We start from the raw sequence: 22,881 nt of genomic DNA, 5'->3' as shown, positions 1-22,881 counted from the left end.
CTGCATTCGCAAGGCACTCACAACGCCGCGCTTTCACTAATCCCTTGAAACAAAACGTCTGCGCCTGTGTTCATCCATTTGATCGTGATCGGCTGGCTCTATGTGGCCGTGATGATGGCGGTGGCCGAGGCCACCAACACCACGGGCACGGTGCTGGGTGCCATCTTCACATTTCTTCTTTACGGCCTCGCGCCGGTGGCGCTGGTGATCTACCTCATGGCCACGCCGGCGCGCCGGCGGGCGATCAAGGAACGCGAGGCGCAGGCCCAGGAAGCCGCCCGTCGCGCGGCCGCGGAAGCTGCGGCTTCAGACCTTCCAGACCAGCGCGGCGAAGCGCCCGCTGACGCCGTCGCGCCGGTGCGAAAAGAACCGTGACGGCTGTGCGACGGTGCACCACGCATCGCCGCTGTCGTTGCCATAGAGCGACTCGACACCCACCGCACGCAGCCGCAGCCGCGCCAGCGCAGGCAGGTCGGCCAGCCACTTGCCTTCGGCCGCCGCGGGCGTGAAGCACGACACCGCCTCGGGCGACTGCGCCTCGAAGGCGGCCTTGACCTCCGCCCCCACCTCGAAGGCCTTCGGGCCGATGCAGGGGCCGAGCCAGGCCATCAGGCGCGGCGCGCCTTCGTCCTGCGCGAAGGCGCGCACGGTCTGCTCGAGCACGCCGCCGGCCAGCCCGCGCCAGCCCGCATGCGCGGCGGCCACGCGATGGCCGCGTTCGTCGGTGAAGAGCACGGGCAGGCAGTCGGCCACCATGACCGTGCAGGCGCGCGCGGAGGTCGCGGCCGTGCAGGCATCGGCGACGGTGCCGTCGGGCACGGCCTCGTCGAGCGACACGAGCCCCGTGCCATGCACCTGCTGCAGGAACACCGGCCGCGTGCCAATCGATTGCTGCAATCGCCGGCGGTTCTCGGCGACATGCGCGGCATCGTCGGCCACGTGGTCGCCGAGGTTCAGGCTCTCATAGCGCCCGATCGACACCCCGCCGTCGCGCGTGGTGCACAGCGCGCGCACGTTCGGCGGCGCGGGCCACTCGGGCACCAGCCATTGCGGATTCATCGCGACGTGCCGGCTCAGGGTTCCGCGTCGGGCGACTGCGAGGGCTGCGCGCGCTGGAAGGCGTCGAGCTTCATGCAGGCGTCGAAGGCGGCCATGGTGCGCGGCAGGCCGCTGAAGTCGCAGTCGAAGCGGCGGCCATTGAAGATCTGCGGCACGAGGCAGCAGTCGGCGATGGTGGGCGTGTCGCCCCAGCAGTAGGTGCCGCCCGGGTGCTGCGCGAGCTGGCGCTCGAACGACAGCAGGCCGTCGCGCACCCAGTGGCGGTACCAGGTGTTCTTGGCTTCGTCGTCGACCTTCAGTTCCTTCACGAGGTACTTGAGCACGCGCAGGTTGTTCAGCGGGTGGATCTCGCAGGCGATCGACTGCGCCAGCGCGCGCACATGGGCGCGGCCCACCGGGTCGCTGGGCAACAGCGCCGGCTCAGGGTGCGTTTCGTCCAGGTACTCGATGATGGCCATCGACTGCGAGAAGCGCTCGCCCTCGTCCTCGAGCAGCGGCACGAGCATGTCGGCCGAGATCGCCGAGTACGGGCCGGTGCGGTGTTCGCCGCGTGCGATGTGCACGGGCACGTAGTCGTAGTCCAGGCCCTTGAGATTCAGGGCGATGCGCACGCGGAACGAGGCGGAGGAGCGGAAATAGTTATGCAGCTTCATGATTTCTCGAGGATAGCGCCCTCTCAGGAGCGTGGTGTGGCCGGGAGCGCGCAGCGAAAGTCGCGCAGCCGGGCTTCGGGGTTGTCTTGCTGCCACGCATCGAGCAGGCCGCGCGCCGCGGCTTCTTCGCGTGCGGCGATGCCCAGGTGCCACGGCCCCTCGGCGGCGGGTGGTTCGCCGGGCGCGTGGTTGTGCTGGTCGTCGGGCCGGCCCTCGGAGCAGGCCTTGCACAGCACCTGCATGCTGCTGGTCCAGTTCTCGGCGCTGAGGCCCGCTTCCTCGAAGCGGCGCACCAGCGCATCGATCGCCTCGGCCTGCACCTCTTCGACGAACACTTCGTAGGTCGCGTGGTCCGACGGTGCGATCAGCGCGAGCGCGTCGAACACCGGCACCTCGCGCTCGCCGCGGCGGCGGTAGCCGTTGGCGGCGCCGTCGTGCAGCACCAGGTCGCCGTAGCGGTGGCCGCTGGCGGGCGTGGGCACGTTGCGCAGGATGGCGCGCGCCGGGTCGATGCGGTCGGCCCAGACCACCTCGCTGGCCTCGTCGCCGTGCACGCGGATGGGCGTGAGGCCGACGAAATAGTCGACCGGTCCTTCACCGTCCGGGATGCCGATGCCGTACTGGCGCCATGCGCGCCGCGCCGTGGGCCAGTCGCCCAGCGCGGTGGCCGCGATGCCCAGGTTCCACAGCGCGCCTTCGTTGCCCGGCTCGCACTGCACGGCGCGGGCGTTGGCCTGCAACGACGCGGCCCAGTCGCCGCGGTACTTGTGGATGAGCCCGGCGTTGTACCAGGGCGCCGACCAGTACGGATGGATGGCGCTGGCCTGCGCATAGGCGGCCAGGGCGCCGTCCTGATCGCCGGCCTCGTCGCGTTCGCGACCGAGTTCGTTGAAGGCGGTGGCCTTGCCGGCTTTGCCGAGTCGGATGGGCATGGTGGAGCGAGGGAGAAAAGAGATCGGGGAAACGCGCAGAAGCGCCTATTGTGGGCCGCCGCAAAATCCCGAGTCCGGCGTGCCGGCAAGCCCGTGCCGCCTCTGGCACACTGCCGGTCTCCCCTCCCGCTTCGCTGAAAAAGGACACCTTCCCATGGCTTCCGAGTTTGTTTTCGCCCCGCCGGCCACCGTTTCGGTGCCGGTGGCCGGTCAGCCCGCACGCTTCCCGGTGCACCGCATCTACTGCGTGGGCCGCAACTACGAAGATCACGCCAAGGAAATGGGTTTCACCGGCCGCGAGCCGCCCTTCTTCTTCATGAAGCCGGCCGATGCGCTGGTGACGGTCGATGCGGGCCAGACCGGCACCATGGCCTACCCCACGCTCACGAAGAACCTGCACCACGAGATCGAGCTCGTGGTGGCCATCGGCACCGGCGGCAAGAACATCAAAGCCGCCGACGCGCACAAGCACATCTACGGCTACGCCGTGGGCCTGGACATGACGCGCCGCGACCTGCAGAACGACATGAAGAAACAGGGCCGCCCCTGGGACATCGGCAAGAGCTTCGAGCAGAGCGCGCCCATCGGCCCGATCGTGCCCGTGGCGCAGGCCGGCAACGCCGAGCAGGCCGAGATCTCGCTGCAGGTGAACGGCGAAGACCGCCAGCGCAGCACCGTGAGCAAGCTGATCTGGAACGTGGCCGAGACCATCGAGCACCTGTCGGCGGCCTGGGAGCTGCAGCCCGGCGACCTGATCTTCACGGGCACGCCCGAAGGCGTGGCGGCCGTGGTGGCCGGCGACACGCTGGTGGGCCAGGTCGCAGGCCTGCCCGCGCTGACCGTCAAGATCGTCTGACGCCCGCGCGGTCCCGCTTCATGCTCCTTCGCGTACCCATCAAGCATTGCAAGAACTGCGGCACGGCGGTGGTCTACCGCGTGCCGGACGACGGCGACACCAAGCAGCGCGCGGTGTGCCCGGCCTGCCACACGATCCATTACGAGAACCCGCTGAACGTGGTGGGCACCATCCCCGTGCTGGGCGACAAGGTGCTGCTGTGCAAGCGCAACATCGAGCCGCGCTGGGGCAAGTGGACGCTGCCCGCGGGCTTCATGGAGCTCGAGGAAACCACCGCCGAGGGCGCGGCCCGCGAGACCAATGAAGAGGCCGGCGCGAACTTCGAGATCGAGGGCCTGTTCGCCGTGATCAGCGTGGTGCGCGTGGGCCAGGTCCACATGTTCTACCGCGCGCGCCTGCTCGACGACCGCTTCGACCCGGGCCACGAGACGATCGAGGCGCGCCTGTTCACCGAGGACGAGATTCCCTGGGACGAGATCGCCTTTCGCACCGTGCGCCAGGCGCTCGAACATTACTTCGAAGACCGCAAGCGCGGCAGCTTCGACCGCGTCCACGAACTCAGCATCGTTTGAAAAACTTCCCCATGCTCAAGACCCTGCGCGCCACCCTCCTCTGTGGCGCCAGCCTCGGCTTCGCCCTCGCGGCTTCGGCGGCCAAGGCCGACACGGTCGGCGAGGTCGACACCGCCTTCAAGCTCATCGGCCCGGACCACAAGATCGTGGTCGAGGCCTACGACGACCCCAAGGTCAGCGGCGTCACCTGCTATGTCTCGCGCGCCAGGACCGGCGGCATCGCCGGCGCCTTCGGCGTGGCCGAGGACAAGGCCGAAGCCTCCATCGCCTGCCGCCAGGTCGGCCCGGTGAGCATCACGCAGCCGCTGCCCAAGCGCGAAGAGGTCTACAGCGAACGCCTGTCGGTGCTCTTCAAGCGCCTGCGCGTGGTGCGCATGGTCGATCCCAAGCGCAACACGCTGGTCTACCTGACCTACTCCGACCTGCTCATCGACGGCTCGCCCAAGAACAGCGTGACGGCCGTGCCGGTCGATCGCGGCACGCCGATTCCGCTCAAGTGAACGGCCGCTGAAGGGCTGCTGAACGGCTCGGCGATGCGAGTTTGCTAGCATCGTCCGAGCGGCCGACACCGAGATGTCGGCCTTCGACGGAACCCTCCGCAACGAATCCGTTCCAACAGCGTCATGCACCTTCAGACTTTTGTTTTCCGAACCGCCGCCACGCTGCTCGTGGCTGGGGGCATTGCCGCCTGCACCACGCCCGGCCCCACGCCGCCGCAGCAGCCTGTTCCAGGCGCCACGCCGCCGCCACCGCGCCAGGCGCTGTTCATCCGCCCTGCCGCCGGCACCACCGTGGGCCGCTTCGACGGCGTGCGCAACAAGGGCCTGGACATCGCGGGCAACCTGGGCGACCCCATCGTGGCCTCGGCCGATGGCCGCGTGGTGTACGTGGGCGGCGAGCTGCGCTCCTACGGCAACATGGTCATCGTGAAACACAACGAAACCTTCCTCACGGCCTACGCGCACGCGAAGACCATCCTCGTGAAGGAAGGCGCCGTGGTACGCCAGGGCCAGAAGATCGCCGAAATGGGCAACAGCGAATCCGACCGCGTGAAGCTGCATTTCGAGATCCGCAAGAACGGCACCGCCGTCGATCCCGAGCCGTACCTCAACGGCCGTTTGCAGCAGTAAACGTAAAAGCCGTTACAGCAGGCTTTCGGGCACCAGGGGCGCCAGCAGCTCCAGCCGCCAGCGGGCCCAGAAATGGGTTTCGGGCTCGGTGTGCAGGATGGTGTCCGCCCCGTCGCCCGACGCCGGGTTCACCCACTCGATGCCGCCGCGCGGCCCCAGCTGCAGCTGGTAGGCGCCGTCCAGCCGCATGAAACCGATCAGGCTGGTCAGCTGCTGCGCGATCTGCGGGCTGAAGATGAACAGGCCGATCTCGGTGTTGTGCAGCGCCGAGCGCGGATCGAAGTTCATCGAGCCGACGAACACCACCTGCCCGTCGATCACGGCCGACTTGCCGTGCAGCCGCCCGCTGGCCGAGCCGTAGATGCCGAAGCGCTTGGTCTGCTCCACGCGCTTGGGGCTCAGCTCGTACAACTCCACGCCCAGCCGCAGCATCTGCGCGCGATAGCGCCGGTAGCCGATGTGCACCAGCGACTCGTCGGTGGCCGCCAGCGAGTTGGTGACGATGGTGTAGCCCACGCCGTTGCCGCGCACGATCTGCATCGTCTCCATGCCGCCCCGCCCGGGGATCAGGTAGGGCGTGGTCAGCAGCACCCCGTGCTGTGCGCCGCGCAGGTAGCGCTGCACGTTGTAGAGCACGCTGTCGGCGGCCTGATCGGCCGGCAGCCCGCGCCCTTCGTCGGTGGGCGCCAGCGCCTTGGCGGGCGCGTCGGCATACGCCTCGGCGCGCGCCCAGCTCAGCGCGAGCTTGCCGGCGTTGAGGTCCTTGGCCAGCGGGTTGTGGCCCAGCAGGTCGGTCGATTCGGGCTCTTCGGGGTGCAGCGTCTCGGGGCCCGTGGTGAGCCGGTCGAAGCGCTCGCGCAGCGCCTGCGCCGACTCGTTGCCGCGCGACACCAGCGACTCGATGGGGTACACGTACGGGCTGTTCCAGTACATGTCGAACAGCGAGGACAGCCGGGGCACCACGGCGCCGGCCACCAGCGTGTCGATGTCGATGAAGTTGGAGCCGCCGTCGCGCAGGAAGTACTCGTTGGCGATGTTGCGCCCGCCCATGACCGCCATCGTGTTGTCGACCACGAACAGCTTGTTGTGCATGCGGCGGTGCACGCGGTCGAAGTCCAGGATCGACCAGGCCCAGCGCGTGCCGAAGCGCGAACGCCCGGCCGGGAACGGATTGAACAGGCGCACCTCGACGTTCGGGTGCGAGGCAAAGCTGGTGAACAGCGGGTCGGCGCCCGCCGTGTACAGGTCGTCCACCAGGAGGCGCACGCGCACGCCGCGGTCGGCCGCGTCGCGCAGCGTGCGCAGCAGGTAGCGGCCGGTCTCGTCGTTCTGCACGAGGTAGTACTGCACGTCGATGGAGCGCTGCGCGCGGCGCGCCAGCTCGATGCGGGCATGCAGCGAGAACTGCGGCATCGGCAGCAGGCGGAAGCCGCTGAGCGGCTCGCCCGGCGGTGCGGCGGCCCGCACGAGGCGGCCCAGCGCGGTGTCCGCGCCGTCGGTGATGGCAGTCGAGGGCTTGCGCACCACCTCGGTCGGCAGGCTGGCGCAACCGGCGAGCACGAGCATCGCCAGGCTGCACAGCAGCCAGGCGAACCACCGGGCGCGCGGCACGTCAGCCCGGGGGGACAGGTTGCGCATGAACGACAGAAAAGAGGGAGGGCAAGGGCACGGGAGCGAAGGAGAAAAAACGCCGCTGCCGCGCGGCGCGGTGCACGACCGCGCCCACGGGTGGCGGTTTCTACCACGCGCGGCGCGAGCGCGCAGCCAATGCCTTCGTCAGTGCGCGCGCTCGGACCACTGCCGCACGAAGTGCTCCGCGCGCACGTTCGCGCGCGCCACGGCCGAGTCCCACGACAGCTGCTGGGTGATGACCAGCGCGCAGCGCGGAATGCCGTCCAGGCTCAGCGCCGCGATGCCGGCGTAGGTGCCCTTCGGGGTGCGCGTGAGTTCGAACCATCCCGTCCAGCCACCTGGCACGTGAAGGCTGAGTCGGGCGGAGTCCATGATGAATTCATCATAGGCCTTTAGTTTTCATTTGCAAACATTGCATACAAAAGCAACGGCTCAGGCGTGCATGTCCGAGCGGCGACCGGTCGGCAGGCGCTGCAGCGCCTGGCGCAGCGTGGAGTCCACCCGCCGCAGCGACAGCCCGTGCCGCACCGCCACCTCGTGCCGCGTCAGCTCGTGCACGCGCAAGGCCACGAAGATGTCCTGATGGCGGTGCGGCAGCCCCTGCATCGCGCGTTCGACCGCCTTCAGGTCGGAGCGCGCCTCGGCGATCAGCTCGGGCCCCGGTGCGTGATCGGCCACCTGGGCGAGCGTGTCGTCCGCCTCGCCGGCGTACTGCCAGGGACGCTCGGCGCGCAAGCGATCCATGGCGGCATTGCACGCCACGCGGAAGATGTAGGCCACGGGGTTGTGCAAGGCATCCGTGAAGGCGGCCTCGGCCAGGCGCAGCCAGGCATCGTGCAGGCTTTCGGTGGCGGCGTCGGCACACCCCAGGTGCAGCGACAGCCGCCGGTGCAACTGCGCGTAGTGCGCCACCAGCAGTTGCTGGACGTCCGGTGGCGCGGGGGCGGTCCCCACGGCGTCGCCGCGGGGCAGCAGGCAGGCGTGCGACATGGTGCGTCGCCGCCTAGCGGCCGCGCGGCAGGCCGCGCCGTTCGGGCTCGTTCAGGCGGGTCAGTTGCGCGTCGGTGAGCGCTCCGTGCCCCACCATCTGGACGAAGCCCGACGGGTCATAGCTCGCCTGCTCCGCCGGCCTGCGCCGCACCTCGGGGGCCTCGGGCGCGCCGGACGCGGGCTCGTTGCCGAAGCCCAGCACGCGCACCGAGAACACCGACGGCAGGCTCTGGCGCGCCGCCGCGCGTTCGCGCTGCATCACGTCCTGCGCCGCCGCCGTGGCCTGCGAGGCCGCGGCGCTGGCGTTGGTCAGGGCACCGACATTCACCGACGCCACCACCGGCAGCCCCGTGCTCTTGCCCTGCACCGCCATGTTGTCGGCGTTCACGATCTGCAGCGCCGCCAGGTTGACGTTGCCCGACACGCGAATGCCCGCCTCGCCCGCGTCGATGGTGCCCAGCGGCGCGATCAGGTCGATGTCGCCGGCCGGCACCTCCGGAATCGGATTCAGCGTGGCAATGCCCGCGCCCGTGCTCGGCACGTCCGACGACAGCACCACGTTGCCCCAACGGTCGTACACGCGCTTGGGCGGCGTGTAGACCACCGTCGTCTTCGAGCCGCGACCGGCGTTGATGTCGCCTTCGGCCGACCAGCCCAGCACGCTGCCGCCGAAGGTGGTCATGATCCGGCTCTGGCCCAGCAGGATGCTGCCCAGCGCATAGAGCGAGATGTCGCCCGCGCCCTGCGTGATGACGCCCGGAATCAGCGTGCCCACGGCCTGGGGCGCCGCGCCCTCGATGCCGAACACCTGGCGTCCGCCCGGCGTGAGCAGCGCGATGTCGCCGCCGAACAGCGTGTTGATGCCGGCCGCGCCGAACATCGTGATGTCGCCCCTGTAGCTCGTTCCCGGAAACAGCGACGCGATGGCGTTGCGCCCGCGCAGGTAGCTGCCGTAGCGCACGCCGGCCTCGTCGTTGTATTCGCGCCCGCCCTCCTTCAGCTCGGCGAAGTACACGCCGCGCAGGTAGCTGCGCTGCTGTTCCGGCGACAGTGCGTTGAAGAAGGCGAGCGCCTCCTGTGCCCCGCCCTTGCCGCTGTAGCCCTGCGAGGCTTCGAGCCAGTTCACCAGGTACAGCTGGCTCGCCTGCCGGTAGTCGTTGGCGAGCACGCGGCGCGGCGTGCCGGTGTCCGCGTCGAGACTGGCTTGCCGCTGCGCCATCCAGGCCGCCGCGCCGTTGTCGTCGCCGCTGTAGCCATGCTCGGCGCGCAGCCAGTCGCCCAGCGTGAGCTGGCGGTTGTAGTTCTTCACCACCTTGCCGGCCTGGTCGGCCAGCGGCTGGCCGCTCTGCATGAGGTGGGCCGGGTCGAGGTAGCGCTGCGCGAAGCCCGCGTAGTCGGGCCCGTGGGCGCCCACGCCGGCCAACATCGCGATGCCCGCACCGGGCCGGCTGTCGCCCGGCACCACCGCGCCGAGGCTGCTGACCGAGGCCTTGTTCTCCATGCGGATGTCGCGCCCGGCCGTGATCTCCAGCGTGCCGGGCCCGGCCACATTGAAGGTGCTGAACAGGATGTCGCGGCCCGCCGAAACCACCGAGATGTCGCCCGGCCTTGCGTGCGCGAACAGGTTGCCGCTGCTCTCGAAGTAGGCCTGTGCCAGGCCGTTCGAGAGCTCGGTCTGGCCGACGGGCGTGCCGCTCGCGACGATGTCGCGCCCGGCCCGCATCCACACCGGTTGCGCGCCCTCGTACCAGGTCTGGCCGGCACGCGTTGCGTCGTCCGGCCCGAAGCGCAGGATGCGCCCGCTGCTCACGCCGACCAGGTCGCCGTGCACGGCGTAGAACCGCGCCGGCTGCTCGCCCACCGCTTCGCCCGACACCGTGTTGGGGCCGAAGGCGAACAGCGGACGCACACCGCCGCCATCCAGGCGATTGCCGCCCGACAGGTTGTCCAGCACCGTGCCATCGCCGGTCGTGCCCTGGAAGGCCGGACGCAGCGGCGTCGCCAGCGCCGAGGCGGCCGCGCCCGACTGGCTCACGGTGTTGCCTCCCGCATAGATCGAGTCGCTGGCCAGGAACTCCAGCATGCCGTGGGCCGAGGGCGCCAGCACCAGCGGCGTGCCCGTGCCGGTGTTGTCGAAGGTCGCCGCATCGCCATAGAACAGGCTGCCGCTGGCGGCCACCGCACTCAGGATCGAGGGGTACACGAAGGCCGAGTCGGTCACGGGTACGCCCGCGCCACCCGTCACCGGCACCAGGTTGCCGCCTGCGCCGAAGAGGCGGATGGCCGTGTGCGGTGTCCACAGGGTGAACCAGCTCTGGCCCTGTCCTTCCAGGCCGTTGGCGCTGAACGGCGTGGCATTGGGGAGGTCGACGCGCGTCGGATCGATCACCCCCTTGACCACCAGGTCGCCACGCGTGGCGAGCGTGTAGTTCGCATCGCCCGGGGCCAACACGATGCCGCCTTGCGCCATGCCGCGGGTTGCCGTGTAGAGGTCGTAGGCGCGGGTCTCGCGGGGCGACTGCGCCCGCTCGGAGAGCCCATAGACCCGGGGCAGGCTGCCGAGGGTGCCGGCCTGCAGCTGCACGTCGCCCCGGAGGTTGACGATCGCCCCGTTGAGCCCGGCGTCGGAGTCGCCACCGGCACCCTCGACGTAGGGCGTGTGGAGCGGATTGAAGGCGCCTCCCACGCGCACGAGCACGTCGCCACCGCCCGTCAGGCTCAGGCTGCCGTCAGCCAGCACACGGCCGGTGCCGCCCACCGCCAGCACCAGGCCCTGGCTGCGCCGGCTGTCGGTGGACGAATCTGTCTTGGCGCCGCGCCGTCCCTGCAGGCCCGCGTTGCCGCCCACGTCCACGCGCAGGTCGCCGCCGCCCAGCGTGCCGAAGCCGGTGAAGCCGAGCAACTTGTCGGCCGCCCCGGTCGTGCCGACATACGAGCCGAAGTTGATCCACCACGCCGTGGGCTGGTCCTGCGCGCCGCCGAAGCTGTCGCCCGTGCCCTGGCGCCACAGCCAGTTGCCGATGGCGCCGCTGCTGAAGCCCTTGTCGGCAGGATTCGGCCGCCCATAGCCGCTGCCGCCGGCGGTCAGCGTCATGTCGCCGGTCAGGTCGCCGCCGGCCTGGAGCGTCAGGTTGCCGCCGGAGGCGGGGTACCAGGCGCGTGCCAGGTTCTGCGTGCCGCCATCGACGAACTTCTCGTAGCCACCGCTCGCGTCGTTGAGCACCGTGCCCTTGGCGCCCACCGCGCGCGGCAGGTTGTAGGGGTCGCCAGCCCGCGTGGCCTGCGACGAGGCGCCGGCGGTGTACACGCCGAACAGCGAATCCATGCGCAGGTTGCCGGCGGCCAGCAGGTCGAGATCGGCCGCGCCGGTGCGCACCACGCTGAAGCGCGTGCTGCCCGGCAGGTAGCTGTACTCCGGGGCGGCGATGACGCAATAGCTGGGAAGGTCCACGCAAAGCTCCGGGTACTGGATGTCCGCGAAATCGATGGGCTTGCCAGCCATGCTCTCGTCGCCCACGAAGTTGATGGACCCTTCCACGCTCCACACCGCGCCGCCGGGCTTCAGCTTGCCGAACATGCCGTAGTGGCTGTCCGCCAGCCGCAGGTTGCCCCGGCCCGCCGCCGGATGCACCTGCACGATGCGGTTGTCCGCCGCGCCCAGGTCCGCGCCGGCCACCAGCCGCACCGACCACGACTGCGAACCTTCGGGCAGCATCGCCGCCGCGGCCCACAGCCTGCCGGCGCCGTCCGGACGCAGGTTCACCGAGGTCACGCCGGCGGGCAGCTTGATGTTGGTCGCAGCCGGGAGCAGCGCGCCCAGCGGCAGCGTGAGGGCGCCGTTGAGCACGAACTTCTTGCCGTCGCCGGGCAGCGGCACGCCCTTGGGCCACACCACGCCCGACAGCGTGGCCGCCGACGGCAGGCGCATGCCGGCCCCCAGGCGCGTGCCCACCGGCAGCGTCACGTTGGCGCCGCTCACGATGCTGCCCGCTGCGAACAGCAGCGCGCCCGAGGCGTTGCGCACGTCGGCGCTCAGCACCGTGCCCACCTTCAGTTCGAGCGCCTTGGCCAGCACGCTGGCCACCGGCATCACCTGCCCGGCCCCGAAGGCCGTCGACTTGATCGGCAGGTCGTAGTTGAGCGTGCCGGCGCCTCCCTCGAAGGTCGTGCCGTCGGCCAGCACCACGCCGCCGCGCGGCAGCACGGTGTCGCCGCGCAGCAGGTTGACGCCCGGCAGCAGCAGCCAGCCGCCGTCGTCCTGCGTGGCGGGCGGCGGCGCGAAGCCGTCGTTGACGCTGCCGAAGATGTCGAGGTTGCCGCCCGCGCGCAGGGCCAGCGCGCCCACCTCGCCCGAGCCGTACACGCCCGTCTTTGGTGTGTGCGGATTGGCGCTGGCGTAGCGGTAGCCCGACAGGTCGATGTCGCCCTGCACCACCATGTCGCCGTCGGGCGTCTTGCTGACGATCTGCACGCCGGGGCGCAGGTGGAAGGCATCGGCATAGCGCGCGTTGTTCAGGCCTGCGAGCTTGCCGTTCATCAGCGCGCCGTTGGCCAGCGCGTTGTCGATGAAGACGGTGCTCTGCAGGTGCTTGGTGTCGAGGTACGCCTGGTCGATGACCTGGTAGGGCCGGCCGGTGGCCGCCGCGTCGGTGCCGAAGCGCGCATCGTCGTAGCGCCACATGCCGTTCACGGCGATGGAGCGCGCGCCCTCGATGGCGATGCTGCCGCTGGCATCGATGCGGATGTCGCCGACGGTCTCGCCGGTACGGCCCGCGTTGAGCTCCAGCGTGCCGCGCGCCCGGCCGTCGTTCTGGCCCGGTTCGCCGCCCACCGTGGCGTCGGTGCCGTGGCGCAGGTCGATGCGCGAACCCGAGGCCAGCGTGAGCTGCCCGTCGTTCGACGTGAGTTCGACCATCGCGCGGTTCGGCGAATCGATGATCTGGCCGTGGCTGTCCACGCGCAGCGTGCGGCCGTGCGCATCGAGCACCGCGCTGCCGGCCAGCGTGAGGTTGTGCTTCGCGGCCAGGCTGATGCGGCCCACGCGCTCGCCGCTCGCGTCGATGGTGCCGGTGACGGTGAGGCTGCCGTTGTCGAGCGACACGTTCACCTCGCCGGCCTTCAGGCCGTCGCCGATGACAAGGTCGCCCTGGCGCAGCTGGAAGCTGCGCGCGCCGAACACGCCGCCGTCGTTCAGGCGCTGGTTGAGCGCCGCGAACTCGGCGTCGCCGAGCTGCCGTGCGCGCACGTCCACACTGCCCGCCGCGAACGGCACCCGCGTGCCGCCCGCGTCGTAGTGGCCGCTGTTCGCGCCGAGGATGCGGCCCTGCAAATCGACTGCCCCGGCGGCATCGTCGAGCGCCATCGCCTTCAGCGTGCCGGCGCGGTTGTTCTGCGCCGAGATGTCGATCACCGAACCCGCCGCCTGCCGCAGGTTGCCGTGCAGGCTTTCGAGCACCACGTCGCCGCCGGCGCTGTACCTGCTCACGTCGTTGAACACCACCTCGCGGCCCGACAGGTCGAGCACCGCGCGGTCGGTCAGCGCGAGGTCGCGTTCGGCGCTCAGCGTGAGCTTGCCGCTGGGCAGCGCCACGGCGGTGTCGAGCGTCACGTCGCGTCCGCGCAGGCTCAGCTCGGCGCCCAGCGCCGCATCGCCGGTGGCCGCCGCCGGCGCACCGGCCGGTGCGGCCACGCGCAGCGTGCCGCCCGCCGTGATGCGGTTCACCGAGCCCGCCTCGCCCGTCAGCAGCGGCGCCACGATGCGCAGGCTGCCTCCGCTGTACGCATAGCCCTTGCCCGCTTCGTACGCGCCCTGCGACTGGTAGACCGAGAGGCTGCCCTTGTGGTTGGCGCTCACGCGCTCGGAGGCCTTGAGGTTCACGTCGGCAAAGCCCAACACCAGGCGACCCGCGTCTTCCAGGCCGCTCGGCTGGCTGTTGGGGCCATAGCCGAACTCGATGTGCTCGGCCTCGATGTTCAGCGTGCCGCTGCCGGTACCTGCGCCGCCGCGCACCACGGCAGCAGGCGCCGTGGTCGCGCCCTGCCACACCAGGCGGCCGGTGCGGATGGTGGCCACGTCGTCCGCGCCGCCCTGGCCGTAGATGGCGGGCGTGGCCAGCACCAGCTGCGCCATCGTCGCCTTGCCGGTGGCGGGGTCGATGGTGTCCAGCGCCGCGGTGCCGAAGAAGTTGACGCCGCCGCTGGCGCTCAACTCCAGTGTTTCGAGCGCGGGCGCGCCGTACTGCCGGTCGCCGCGCAGCAGGCGGTCGAGCAGGGCCTGGCTCATGGCCAGTCCCGGCGGCAGCGTGTGGTTCTGCGCGGCGGCGGCCAGCGCGGCGCTGTCGCCCACGTTGATGCCGCGCACCGCCAGCGTGAGGTGGCGCGTGCCGTAGCGCACCGCCTCGTTCATCTCGAAGCGGTCGGGTGTCACCATCGCAATGGTGCCCTCGGAATACAGCTCGGTCTGTCCGCTGCACGACGCGCTGGCACACACGCCGATCTGCAGACTGCGGTTGTCCGACGCGGCCTGGGTCTGCGGCACCGGCAGCGTGCTCACCCGGCCGTTGGAGACCATCAGCATCTGGCCGGTCGCGGCGTAGACGAAGCCGTCGTCGGCATCGTAGGCCGCCTTGCCACGGCCGAGGGTGTGGATGCGCGCGCCCTGCTCGACCACCACGCCGAGCGGCGTGCCCTCGGTCACGCCCACCGCGGCCAGGAACACCTCGGGTGCGGACAGCACCGCCCCCTGGCGCAGCACCACGCTCTGCCCGCCGTCGCCGGTCTGGATGACGTTGCCGCTCTGCCCATAGTCGGCGCCCTGCAACCCGCCGATGACCAGGCGCGACGCGCCCATGCCACTGAGCGCGCCCGCATCCAGCGTGACCCCCTGGAAGCCCGCCGTCGCCGACGCGCCGGCCGCGACGATCTCGAGACCGAGCTGCTCCTCGCTGCTCGTGGCCACCACGGAACCGCCCCGCCCGCCCTCGCCCACCTGGAAGCGCGCCGTGCCGTCGAAGCGCAAGGCCTCGGCGCCCGCGCCGGGCGCGAGCTTCAGGTGCAGGTTGCGCGCGTCCGCCGGCAGCATGGCGCGCGGCACGCCCACGCGCAACGCGTCGGCGCGCACGAAGTCGCCGTAGCCCATCTCGTTGTATTGCGAATGGCTGCGCAGCACCTCGCCCGAAGTCACGATCGCCTGACGGAACAGCGTGTCGCCGATGCCGGTGCGGCCCACGCCCAGCTGCGCGGCCGTGAGCCACGAACCGTTGCGCATCGCCAGCGTGCCGGTGGGCGCGCCCAGGCCGGCCGCGCCGTTCAGCTCCACGCGGAAGGCGCCTTGCTGCAGCGCATAGGTCGAGGGCATCAGCGTGTAGGTGCCCGCGGGCAGGCCCGGCACGCTGGCGCCGATGGTGATGTGCTGACCCACGAGCGGATCGACCGCGCCCTTCTCCGCGCCGGTGGGTGCCACTGCCGGCTGCACGCCGGGCACGATGGCATACACGGGGTTGGTCGCGAGCCCCGGCAGCGTGAAGCCGCCGCGGGCGCCGACCTGCATCAGCGGGCTGAAGCGCGCGTCGGTCGAGCCGCCGCGTCCGCTCACGAAGCCCGCGCCCCGGAGGTTGCCGCCGCCCGACAGGTCGAGCGTGGCGCCTTCCTGGCCTTGCACGCTGGCCCCCATGAACGTGAGGCCGATCGTCTGGTTGCGCTTGTAGGTGTCGCCTGCGCCCACGCCGGTGAGCTTGACCTGCTTGCCGTCGTACAGGTAGTTGATGCCGTCGACCGTGCCGCCATAGGGCATGTCCAGCCCCTCGCCGCTCACGGACGTGAGGCTGCCGGGCAGCAGCCTGACCTGCGTGGTGAGCGCATCGCCGAGCGTCAGCTGCCCGAGCGGCACCCGCACCACGCCGCCCTGCTCGATGACGCCGGCGCGCAGCGACAGGTCGCCGAAGGCCGAGTACGGCACCTGCGGGCTCGCACCCGTGCCCTCGATGCGCAGCGCCGTGTCGGGCCGGTAGGTGCCGTCCGGCGCCAGGCCCGCGGACACCAGCGCCACCACGCCCGTGGCCGGGTAGATCTGCGCGGCGCGCAGGGTCAGGCTGCCGGGCACGACGAGGCTCGTGGAAACGCCGACGTCTTGCCGGCCTTGCAGAAAGCGCAGGTCGCCGCTGCTGGCCAGCGTGACATGGCCGAAGGCGGCCAGGTCGACCGTGGGCGACTCGCTCGCGCTGTCGAGCACGGGGACCTTGCCGTTGACGCCGAAGCCCATGCCGTCGCGGATGTCGATCAGATCGCCGGCCACATCGAGGCGGGTGCCGGACGGCACGCGCACCACACCGCCTTCGGCGACGGGCGCCCTCAGGACTTCACGCGTGAACGACGGCATCGCGCCGGCCAGCCGCACGTGCGCGGCCGACAGTGCCACATGCGCGTCGTCGGGCGCGTTCGTGCCGAGCGCGAGGCCGCCGGCGTAGATCTGCAGGCCCTGCCGCATGCGCAGGTCAACGCCGTCTTCGAAGGCGAGCGTGGAGCCGGCGAACAGCGAGAGGCTGTCGAAGCCGCCGCGCCGGACCGTGTCGGTGCCCAGCCGGGCCTGGCCGTAGACGAGTGCCCCGTCGTCGACGCCGGCTTGCAGGGTGTCGGGCGCAAGCGGTGCGCCCTGCTCCACGCCCAGCACCAGCACGCGGTGCCGGCGCACGCGGTCTTCCGCCTGCTGCAGCGGGTCCAGGTGCAGGCGCAGGCCGGGCGTGCCGAGCACCACGGCCAGCGTGCCGCCGGCCGCGCGCTCGCCGCCCGCGACGGCGCGCAGTGTGCCGTCCAGCTGCAGCCCGTTGTACGACGCGAGCGAAATGCTGCCGCCACTGCTCGCCACGTCGGTGGCGCCCATGCCGGGCACGTCGAGCACCGCATGCGTGCCCGAGGCATCGAGCAACGCGCCCGGGCGCACGACGACGAAGTTCTGCGACGCGGTGGCCTTGCTCCCCACCGCATCGATCTCTCCACCGACCACGATACTGCCGCCGTCGCGCACCAGGCCGTAGCGCTTGCCGGTGGTGTCGGTCGCAGTGGCCGCGTGCGCCGACGCATCGAGCACCGCCTGCCCACCGATCCAGATCGAGCGGGCATGGGCCGTTGCATTGGCAATGTCGGCCTCGAGGTCGGTGATGTCCACCGTCTTCAGCACGATGCGCCCGCCGTTCGCGCGCAGCGTGCCGTCCACCGTGAGCTGGCCGGCGCTGCGCACCTCGATGGCCTGGCCCGGGTCGACGTGGATGGCCGCGCCCTTGCCCACCACGGCCTGCACCGTCGGCAGTTCCTGGGCGAGCGTGGTCGTCGTGCCGGCCTGCAGCGACAGGCTCGCGCCCTTGCGCTGCGTGAGCACCGCTTGGGTGGCGTCTTCCTGGTAGAGCGGCGGCGTCCACACCTCGAGCGCGTCGGCCGGACGGCTGCCGGTGGCGATGTCCTGCGCGTGGGCGCCGAAGCGGTACACCGGCATCGTCACGTCGATCCGCGCACCGTCGGCCACCGTGAGGCCATGGTTGCCGATGAGCGCATAGCGGCTGAAGCCCTTGTCGAAGAAGCCGGCGTCGAGCATCAGCGTGTCGGCCTGCGCCGTGCCCGAGGTGTCGCCGATGGCGACGCGCATCGTCTGCACGGTCAGCGTGCCGCCACCGTCCACGCCGTGGCCGCGCAGCACCGCGCCGTCGAGCGCGACATGGCCGCTGCCCGTGTTGAAGCCGTCCGCCTCGAGCGTGACGCTGCCACCCTTGCCGCCTTGCGGCTTGGCCTTCGACAACAGCGCCGCGCCGGACGACACGTCGATGACGCTGCCGGTGCCCAGCACCACGTCGCCGGTGCTGCGCACGGACACGCTGCCGCCGTTGCGGTACGCCACGCCGCCCGCGTCGGCCGGGTTCGTCAGCAGGTGGGTCCACAGGCCGCGGGTGTCGAGCGTCGCACCGCCCGCGAGCACCACCGAGGTCGTGCCGCCGTCGGGCGCGGTGAGGGTGCTGGTGTCCTTCAGGTAGTTGAGGCTGACCTGCTCGAGCACGTTGCCCAGCTGGATGCCGCCGCCGCGCGCGACGAGGTCGGCGTTGACCTTCACGTTCGGGCTGTACAGCACGAGGTGGCCGCCATCGCCGACCTGCAGCGCCTTGTCGACCGCGATGCTGTCGCTGGCCGCGATGCGCACCGCGCCCAGTCGGAAGCCGCTGAGCTGCGCCGCATCGAGCACCAGCGTGTCACGGCGTTCCGCCGGCAACGCCGTCGCGAGGTCGAGACCGGCCGCAATGCTGTCGGCCGCATCGCCCAGCACCACGTTTTTGATGCCGGCGCTGTCGAGCCGCCGGTGGATCGCACCGGCCGTCTTGTCGTAGTAGGCGTCGTAGCGGCCCACGACGAGCTGCCCGCGCTGCGCCACCGCGCCGGTCGACTGCTGGTAGCCATCGAGCCCGGCCTGCCGCGCCTGCGTCTGCCGGTCGCCCTGGAAGGTCTCGCCGACGATCTCGCCTTCGAGCACCGCGGCCTGCGTGCCGACGATCAGCAGGCCGGCGTCGCGGCCCACGGTGTAGCCGCTTTCCAGCCGCGTCTGCGGGCCGATCAGCGGGTTGTAGAAGAAGCCCGTCGTCTTCTTGCCCCAGCGCGCGTGTTCGTCTTCGAAGCCCTTGTAGACGCCCGTGTAGCGCAGGTCGCCCGGCGCCTTCGACACTTCGTAGAGCCGCCCGTCCGCGCCCTTGAGCCAGCTCTGGTTGAGCTTGCCCGTGAGCACGTCGAGCGTGCCGCCCGAGATGTTGATGCTCGCGCCGCGCTGCGTGACCAGCTCGCCGCCGCTGAAGCCCACCACGCCGCCCTGCGCCATCCATTCGCCCACGCCGTGCGCCTGCGTGCCGAGGTAGCCGCCCACCTCGAGCAGGCCACCGCCGGTGTACCAGCGCTCGCCCTGGTAGCCGCCGGTGCCGCCGGGCACGAAGACCAGCGAGCGCCGGTCGATCCACAGGTCGTTGTTGTTGAGGTTCTTGCTATCGCGGTTGAGCGGCGCATCGCGCTGCTCGTTGCCCTGCACGTTGATCTTGATGTTGTTGGATTCCATCGCGAGCTTCACGCCCACCGCGCCCGACACGTCGATGCGCGCGCCCTCGCGCACGAGGCTGCGCTGCTTCGCGTCGACCACCACCTGGCCGCCGGTGGCCAGCGTGAGCGAGCCGGCCTGGAACTCGACCGTGCCGCCGCTGGCGACTTCGACGCGCGACAGGTCGCGGCGGTCGTTGCCCGCCAGCACGATGCTGCCGATGCCCAGCAGGACCGCCGGCGCCATGAGCCCGGCGCGCTGGCTGTCGAGCGCGGTCGCGCCGCCGGTGTCGAGCACGATGGCCGTGGTGCTGCCTTCGCCGAACCGGACCTGGCCCGTGGCGCCGGTCGCGTTCAGGTGCACCGTGCCGCGTGTGTTGACCGAGGTGCTGGAAAGGACGACGCCGCCCTGTACCACTTCGCGCCCGGCCAGCGTGACGTCGCCGGTGGTCGCCTGGATCAGCCCGGTGTTGCGCACCATGCCCGCCGGGCTGTTCGTGTCCAGCGTCACCGCGACTTCGTTGCCGCGCGTGGTCGAGCCCAGGTTGCCGTCGGTGCCCACGCCCTTGCGGATGGTGAAGTGATCGCCCGCCGCCAGCATCGTCTGCCCGCCGGGCGTGGCAATCTCGCCGGCGTTGTGCACCTCGGCGCCCAGCAGCAGCACATAGCCGCCGCCCTGCGTGGCCGAAGCGGGTGCGGGCGTGGAAAGCCTGGCACCGGCCTGCACCTCGACGCGGCCTTGCGCGTTCTTGAAGTTTGGTGTGTTGCCGTTGGCGTACACGCCGTGGGCCTGGAACTGCGCGTCGTCGATCTGCGCCGCCGCGGCCACGAGGTTGCGCGTGTCGACCTGGCTGCTGCCGCTGAACACGATGCCGTTGCGGTTGGCGACCATCACCGTGCCGTCGGCCCTGATCTGCCCCTGGATCTGCGAAGGCCGCGCCTGCGGGTCGTTCACCTTGTTGAGCACCGCCCAGTCCTTGCGCTGCGCGAAGGCCACGGTGGTGTTGCGCCCGACGTTGAAGGTCTCCCAGTTCAGGATCGCCTTGTCGGCCGTCTGCTCGACGGTGACGACCGTGCGGCCGTCGACCTGCCGCTGCGAATCACCGGTCAGTGCGCGCGCATTCGACCAGCCGGCGGTCAGCGAATTCGTGTCGACCTTCAGGCCGCCTTCGGCCAGGCCGTCGGGCACCGAGGGGTCGTTCTGCGCGGCGCGCCGCGCGGCCGCCTGTGCCGCCTGCTGCGCCGCGATGCCGCGCGCCGCCAGATTCAGGTTGCCGATCGACTGCTGCAGCTGCTCGCTCGCGCGCTGCTGCTGCGCCTGCGGGCCCATGAACTGCGCCGCCGGCAGCCCGTTGGGCATCAGGCCGGTGGCCGTGGCCGTGGCCTGCGCCGCGCCCTTGGCGTTGAACCAGGTCGGGCTGAAGGCGCGCTGCGCATGGGCCGGCGCGGCGGCCGCACCGGCGGCCAGCGCCAGCGCCATGGCCTGTGCCAGCGGCGAAATCCGGAAGCTCCTCGCCTGCACGGCAGCGCCTTGGCGGCGGCTGCGGTGTCCCTCGTGTGTGTTCATCTGACGCCCAGTAAAGAATGAAATGCACCGGCACGGAATCCGTGCCCCTTACTGGACAGACCGACAGACGCAAACAAAACCGCTAAGTTTCTGGACCAATCCTGAGCGCAAGCGAGGGCCAATCAGGCTGTCACATTCATCAGCTAAGGAGCAGCACGCCGCCCGGCAGCGCGCGCACCTCGAGGTCGTACGAGCGCTGGATCTGCACCAGCACCGTGTCGAGCGAAGCGATGGCGAAACGCCCGCTGACTTCGCGCCCGGCCAGGCGCTGCGCCAGCAACACCACGCGGCCCGGCCGATAGCGGTTGATCTCCTCGATCACGTGCGCCAGCGGCGTCTGCCGGAACACCAGCACGCCGCTGCGCCAGGCCGAGGCTTCGCGGGTGGCCACAGCCGCCACCGGCCCGAGCGAACCCGCGTCGTACAGCACCTGCTCGCCGGCCTGCAGTTCGCGCGTGCCCTTCGCGTGCGTGACGCGCACGCGCCCTTCGAGGCAGGTCACGCAGCCCCGGCCCGCGAGGTAGCGCACCTCGAAGCGGCCGGCCTGCGCCTCGCTGCGGGCCGCGCCCGCCACGATGCCGAAGGGTTGCGGCCCGGCCACCAGGTCGACCGCCGCCTCGCCCGCGATCAGGTCGATGCCGACGACGCGGCCTTCGACGCTGCGACGCTGCACGCTGGTCTGCGTGTTGAGCATCAGGTCGACGCCTTCGGCCACCTGCACCGCGCGCTGCTCGCCGGTGGCCGTGCGGTAGTCGGCGTTCCATTCGCCGAGCGACGGCCACAGGCCCAGCGGCGGAGAGACCACCGCCACGCCCGCGGCCCCGGCCGCGCCCACCGCCGCGCCGAGGAACGCGCGGCGCGCAGCCACCGGCCGCGCCGACGACACGGGAGGTCGCTGGACTTCGGCCGGCATGCCGCCGATGGCTGGGTCGAGCGCCTGCCACAGGCGCCGGGCCTGCGCCAGCGCAGGCTGGTGCAGCGGGTTGCCATCGCGCCAGCGGCGAAAACCCTCGACGTCGTGCTGCGTGGCCGCGCCGGACGACAGCCGGCGCAGCCATGCCTGCGCTTCGCGCAAGGCCTGGGCGTGGGCATCGGACGGGGTCATCGGGGCTTCAACCCGTGCGCGTTGAAAGATGTCGCATACCCATGAGACGGCTCTCGACGCGGTGAACCGCACTTTATTTTTCATGCGGCTCCCTCCCTTGCGGCATGCGGTCCGCGCGGCCCATGCGGGCGGCGATGTGGTCATGCGCCTCCTTGAGTTCCTTCTCTACCGTGCGCAGCGAGATGCCCAGCCGCGCCGCCACCTCGCGCTGCGGCAGGTGCTGCCAGCGCACCATCACCAGCACCTGCCGGCGCCGTGGCGGCAGGCGCTCGATGAGCGCGCGCAGCGCGGCCAGCTCCGCGCGGTCCTGCGCGATCTGCGCGGGCCCCGGCGCGGGGTCGGGCGTTTCGTCGAGCAGCGCCTCGATCTCGTCGGACGTGGCCAGGCGCCCCTGCTTCGCGACCTGGTCGTAGGCCAGGTTGACGGCCACGCGCAGCAGGTAGGCGGCGGGATCGTGCACGCCGTCGATGTCGTCCCGGCTTTCCAGGCGCAGCCAGGTGTCCTGCAGCGCATCGCCGGCGCGCTCGGCGTTGCCCAGCCGCCGCGCAAGCCGCTGCTTGAGCTCGTCGTAGCGCGCGACCAGGAAGTCGCGCAACGCGGGCAACGCGTTCTCGGGCATGGCGATGGCGTCAGTGGCGCGCCGGGCACTCGAGCCCCGGCGTCTGCGAGCGCGGCAGGATCAGCATCGTGAGCGGCTGCGCCATGTCCGGCGGCGGCGCGCGATCGATGCGCAGCTGCCGCAGCGTGTCGAGGATGGCGTCGTCGCGCGCGCGCTCGCCGCTCGTGTGCAGCAGGAAGGCATGGGCGATGCGGCCGGTGCCGTCGATCACGAAACGCATCGCCGCGCGGTAGCCGCCCGGCGCTGCGCGCGGGTGGGCGCACAGGGCTTCCCAGACGCGGGTCTGCACCAGCCCGTCGTAGCCGCGGTGCGCGGTGGCGGGCGCGGCCTGCACCGCATCAGCTGGGCGCGCCGGCGCGGGCACGCCCGGCGCGAGCCGGAGCACGAAGGCGGTCGTGGCCCCCACGCCGGCGTCGTCGGCGACCAGGCCCGTGCCCGCGAGCAGCGCATCGAGGGCGGCCTGCGCATCGAACAGGCCGTGCACGGGCGCGGCGTGACGTCCGGCCACGCGTTCGGCATCGAAGAACACGGGCAGCCCGGTCGCGCGGCCGTACTGCTCCAGCGCGGCGGCCAGCGGCTGGGCCGCGATGTCGAAGGCGATGCGCGCGTCGTGCGGCCGACGCGGTGCCGCATCGGACTGCGCGCGGGCGGTCGTCCACGGTGCGGTCATGCAGGCGACCAGCGCGATGCCGACCAGGGAAACGAGAG

Annotated in this window: 15 protein-coding genes; 5 read left to right on the top strand and 10 right to left on the bottom strand. The window is 71.3% G+C overall.

Annotated elements, in window-relative coordinates:
- The first annotated feature begins 66 nt into the window (after positions 1 to 66).
- Positions 67 to 375, top strand: coding sequence for a hypothetical protein (locus tag ACAM52_RS07590; RefSeq protein ID WP_095745806.1), 309 nt, complete (start codon positions 67 to 69; stop codon positions 373 to 375).
- On the opposite strand, the gene pgeF is transcribed toward ACAM52_RS07590, so the two are convergent.
- From pgeF to ACAM52_RS07575, 3 genes are read right to left on the bottom strand one after another with little or no spacing between them, the layout of a single operon-like run.
- Positions 307 to 1,059 carry a peptidoglycan editing factor PgeF gene (pgeF, locus tag ACAM52_RS07585; RefSeq protein ID WP_369646617.1) on the bottom strand — a complete coding sequence of 251 codons (753 nt, stop codon included), beginning with the start codon at positions 1,057 to 1,059 and terminating at the stop codon, positions 307 to 309. The genes ACAM52_RS07590 and pgeF overlap by 69 nt on opposite strands.
- Positions 1,060 to 1,073: 14 nt before the next feature.
- A complete protein-coding gene (maiA, locus tag ACAM52_RS07580; RefSeq protein ID WP_062480269.1) occupies positions 1,074 to 1,712 on the bottom strand; it encodes a maleylacetoacetate isomerase in 639 nt (212 codons plus the stop codon).
- Between the two features lie 23 nt (positions 1,713 to 1,735).
- Positions 1,736 to 2,644: a hypothetical protein gene (locus tag ACAM52_RS07575; RefSeq protein WP_095745809.1), complete on the bottom strand. Its 909-nt coding sequence runs from the start codon at positions 2,642 to 2,644 to the stop codon at positions 1,736 to 1,738.
- A gap of 154 nt (positions 2,645 to 2,798) precedes the next feature.
- Here ACAM52_RS07575 and ACAM52_RS07570 point away from each other — a divergent pair, with 154 nt between their 5' ends.
- The 4 genes from ACAM52_RS07570 (at position 2,799) to ACAM52_RS07555 (ending at position 5,202) form a co-directional block, all read left to right on the top strand.
- Positions 2,799 to 3,500 (top strand): fumarylacetoacetate hydrolase family protein, encoded by a 702-nt coding sequence (locus ACAM52_RS07570; protein ID WP_070061132.1) that lies wholly within the window; start codon positions 2,799 to 2,801, stop codon positions 3,498 to 3,500.
- A 20-nt stretch (positions 3,501 to 3,520) separates the two neighbouring features.
- On the top strand, positions 3,521 to 4,072 hold the full coding sequence (locus tag ACAM52_RS07565) for an NUDIX hydrolase (protein ID WP_369646616.1): 552 nt from the start codon (positions 3,521 to 3,523) through the stop codon (positions 4,070 to 4,072).
- A gap of 11 nt (positions 4,073 to 4,083) precedes the next feature.
- The gene (locus ACAM52_RS07560) at positions 4,084 to 4,572 is read left to right on the top strand and encodes a CreA family protein (RefSeq protein ID WP_062480278.1); all 489 of its coding nucleotides are present in this window, start codon (positions 4,084 to 4,086) and stop codon (positions 4,570 to 4,572) included.
- A 123-nt stretch (positions 4,573 to 4,695) separates the two neighbouring features.
- A complete protein-coding gene (locus ACAM52_RS07555) occupies positions 4,696 to 5,202 on the top strand; it encodes a murein hydrolase activator EnvC (RefSeq protein WP_062480281.1) in 507 nt (168 codons plus the stop codon).
- Between the two features lie 12 nt (positions 5,203 to 5,214).
- Here ACAM52_RS07555 and ACAM52_RS07550 read toward each other — a convergent pair whose 3' ends face one another.
- The 7 genes from ACAM52_RS07550 to ACAM52_RS07520 form a co-directional block, all read right to left on the bottom strand.
- Positions 5,215 to 6,840: a phospholipase D family protein gene (locus tag ACAM52_RS07550; protein WP_369646615.1), complete on the bottom strand. Its 1,626-nt coding sequence runs from the start codon at positions 6,838 to 6,840 to the stop codon at positions 5,215 to 5,217.
- Between the two features lie 138 nt (positions 6,841 to 6,978).
- The gene (locus tag ACAM52_RS07545) at positions 6,979 to 7,206 is read right to left on the bottom strand and encodes a hypothetical protein (RefSeq protein WP_369646614.1); all 228 of its coding nucleotides are present in this window, start codon (positions 7,204 to 7,206) and stop codon (positions 6,979 to 6,981) included.
- A 60-nt stretch (positions 7,207 to 7,266) separates the two neighbouring features.
- The gene (locus tag ACAM52_RS07540) at positions 7,267 to 7,824 is read right to left on the bottom strand and encodes an RNA polymerase sigma factor (protein WP_369646613.1); all 558 of its coding nucleotides are present in this window, start codon (positions 7,822 to 7,824) and stop codon (positions 7,267 to 7,269) included.
- A 13-nt stretch (positions 7,825 to 7,837) separates the two neighbouring features.
- On the bottom strand, positions 7,838 to 20,449 hold the full coding sequence (locus tag ACAM52_RS07535; RefSeq protein WP_369646612.1) for a filamentous haemagglutinin family protein: 12,612 nt from the start codon (positions 20,447 to 20,449) through the stop codon (positions 7,838 to 7,840).
- A 139-nt stretch (positions 20,450 to 20,588) separates the two neighbouring features.
- Positions 20,589 to 21,554, bottom strand: a complete 966-nt coding sequence (locus tag ACAM52_RS07530; RefSeq protein ID WP_369646611.1) for a FecR domain-containing protein — start codon at positions 21,552 to 21,554, stop codon at positions 20,589 to 20,591.
- 73 nt (positions 21,555 to 21,627) lie between these two features.
- Positions 21,628 to 22,173 carry an RNA polymerase sigma factor gene (locus tag ACAM52_RS07525; protein WP_369646610.1) on the bottom strand — a complete coding sequence of 182 codons (546 nt, stop codon included), beginning with the start codon at positions 22,171 to 22,173 and terminating at the stop codon, positions 21,628 to 21,630.
- Positions 22,174 to 22,183: 10 nt separating this feature from the next.
- The gene (locus ACAM52_RS07520) at positions 22,184 to 22,843 is read right to left on the bottom strand and encodes a TonB C-terminal domain-containing protein (protein WP_369646609.1); all 660 of its coding nucleotides are present in this window, start codon (positions 22,841 to 22,843) and stop codon (positions 22,184 to 22,186) included.
- Between the last annotated feature and the right edge of the window lie 38 nt (positions 22,844 to 22,881).

Origin of the sequence: Variovorax sp. V118 (assembly GCF_041154445.1) — a bacterium.
Taxonomy (GTDB): Bacteria; Pseudomonadota; Gammaproteobacteria; order Burkholderiales; family Burkholderiaceae_C; genus Variovorax; species Variovorax boronicumulans.
The sequence above is the reverse complement of the archived record's forward strand: the minus strand, read 5'-3'. Positions and strand labels throughout refer to the sequence as shown.

Coding starts and splice junctions, on each gene's coding strand:
- ACAM52_RS07545 (WP_369646614.1), bottom strand. CDS start 7,206: ATGGACTCCGCCCGACTCAGCCTTCACGTGCCAGGTGGCTGGACGGGA.
- ACAM52_RS07555 (WP_062480281.1), top strand. CDS start 4,696: ATGCACCTTCAGACTTTTGTTTTCCGAACCGCCGCCACGCTGCTCGTG.
- pgeF (WP_369646617.1), bottom strand. CDS start 1,059: ATGAATCCGCAATGGCTGGTGCCCGAGTGGCCCGCGCCGCCGAACGTG.
- ACAM52_RS07575 (WP_095745809.1), bottom strand. CDS start 2,644: ATGCCCATCCGACTCGGCAAAGCCGGCAAGGCCACCGCCTTCAACGAA.
- ACAM52_RS07570 (WP_070061132.1), top strand. CDS start 2,799: ATGGCTTCCGAGTTTGTTTTCGCCCCGCCGGCCACCGTTTCGGTGCCG.
- ACAM52_RS07535 (WP_369646612.1), bottom strand. CDS start 20,449: ATGAACACACACGAGGGACACCGCAGCCGCCGCCAAGGCGCTGCCGTG.
- ACAM52_RS07560 (WP_062480278.1), top strand. CDS start 4,084: ATGCTCAAGACCCTGCGCGCCACCCTCCTCTGTGGCGCCAGCCTCGGC.
- ACAM52_RS07550 (WP_369646615.1), bottom strand. CDS start 6,840: ATGCGCAACCTGTCCCCCCGGGCTGACGTGCCGCGCGCCCGGTGGTTC.
- maiA (WP_062480269.1), bottom strand. CDS start 1,712: ATGAAGCTGCATAACTATTTCCGCTCCTCCGCCTCGTTCCGCGTGCGC.
- ACAM52_RS07540 (WP_369646613.1), bottom strand. CDS start 7,824: ATGTCGCACGCCTGCCTGCTGCCCCGCGGCGACGCCGTGGGGACCGCC.
- ACAM52_RS07565 (WP_369646616.1), top strand. CDS start 3,521: ATGCTCCTTCGCGTACCCATCAAGCATTGCAAGAACTGCGGCACGGCG.
- ACAM52_RS07525 (WP_369646610.1), bottom strand. CDS start 22,173: ATGCCCGAGAACGCGTTGCCCGCGTTGCGCGACTTCCTGGTCGCGCGC.
- ACAM52_RS07530 (WP_369646611.1), bottom strand. CDS start 21,554: ATGACCCCGTCCGATGCCCACGCCCAGGCCTTGCGCGAAGCGCAGGCA.
- ACAM52_RS07520 (WP_369646609.1), bottom strand. CDS start 22,843: ATGACCGCACCGTGGACGACCGCCCGCGCGCAGTCCGATGCGGCACCG.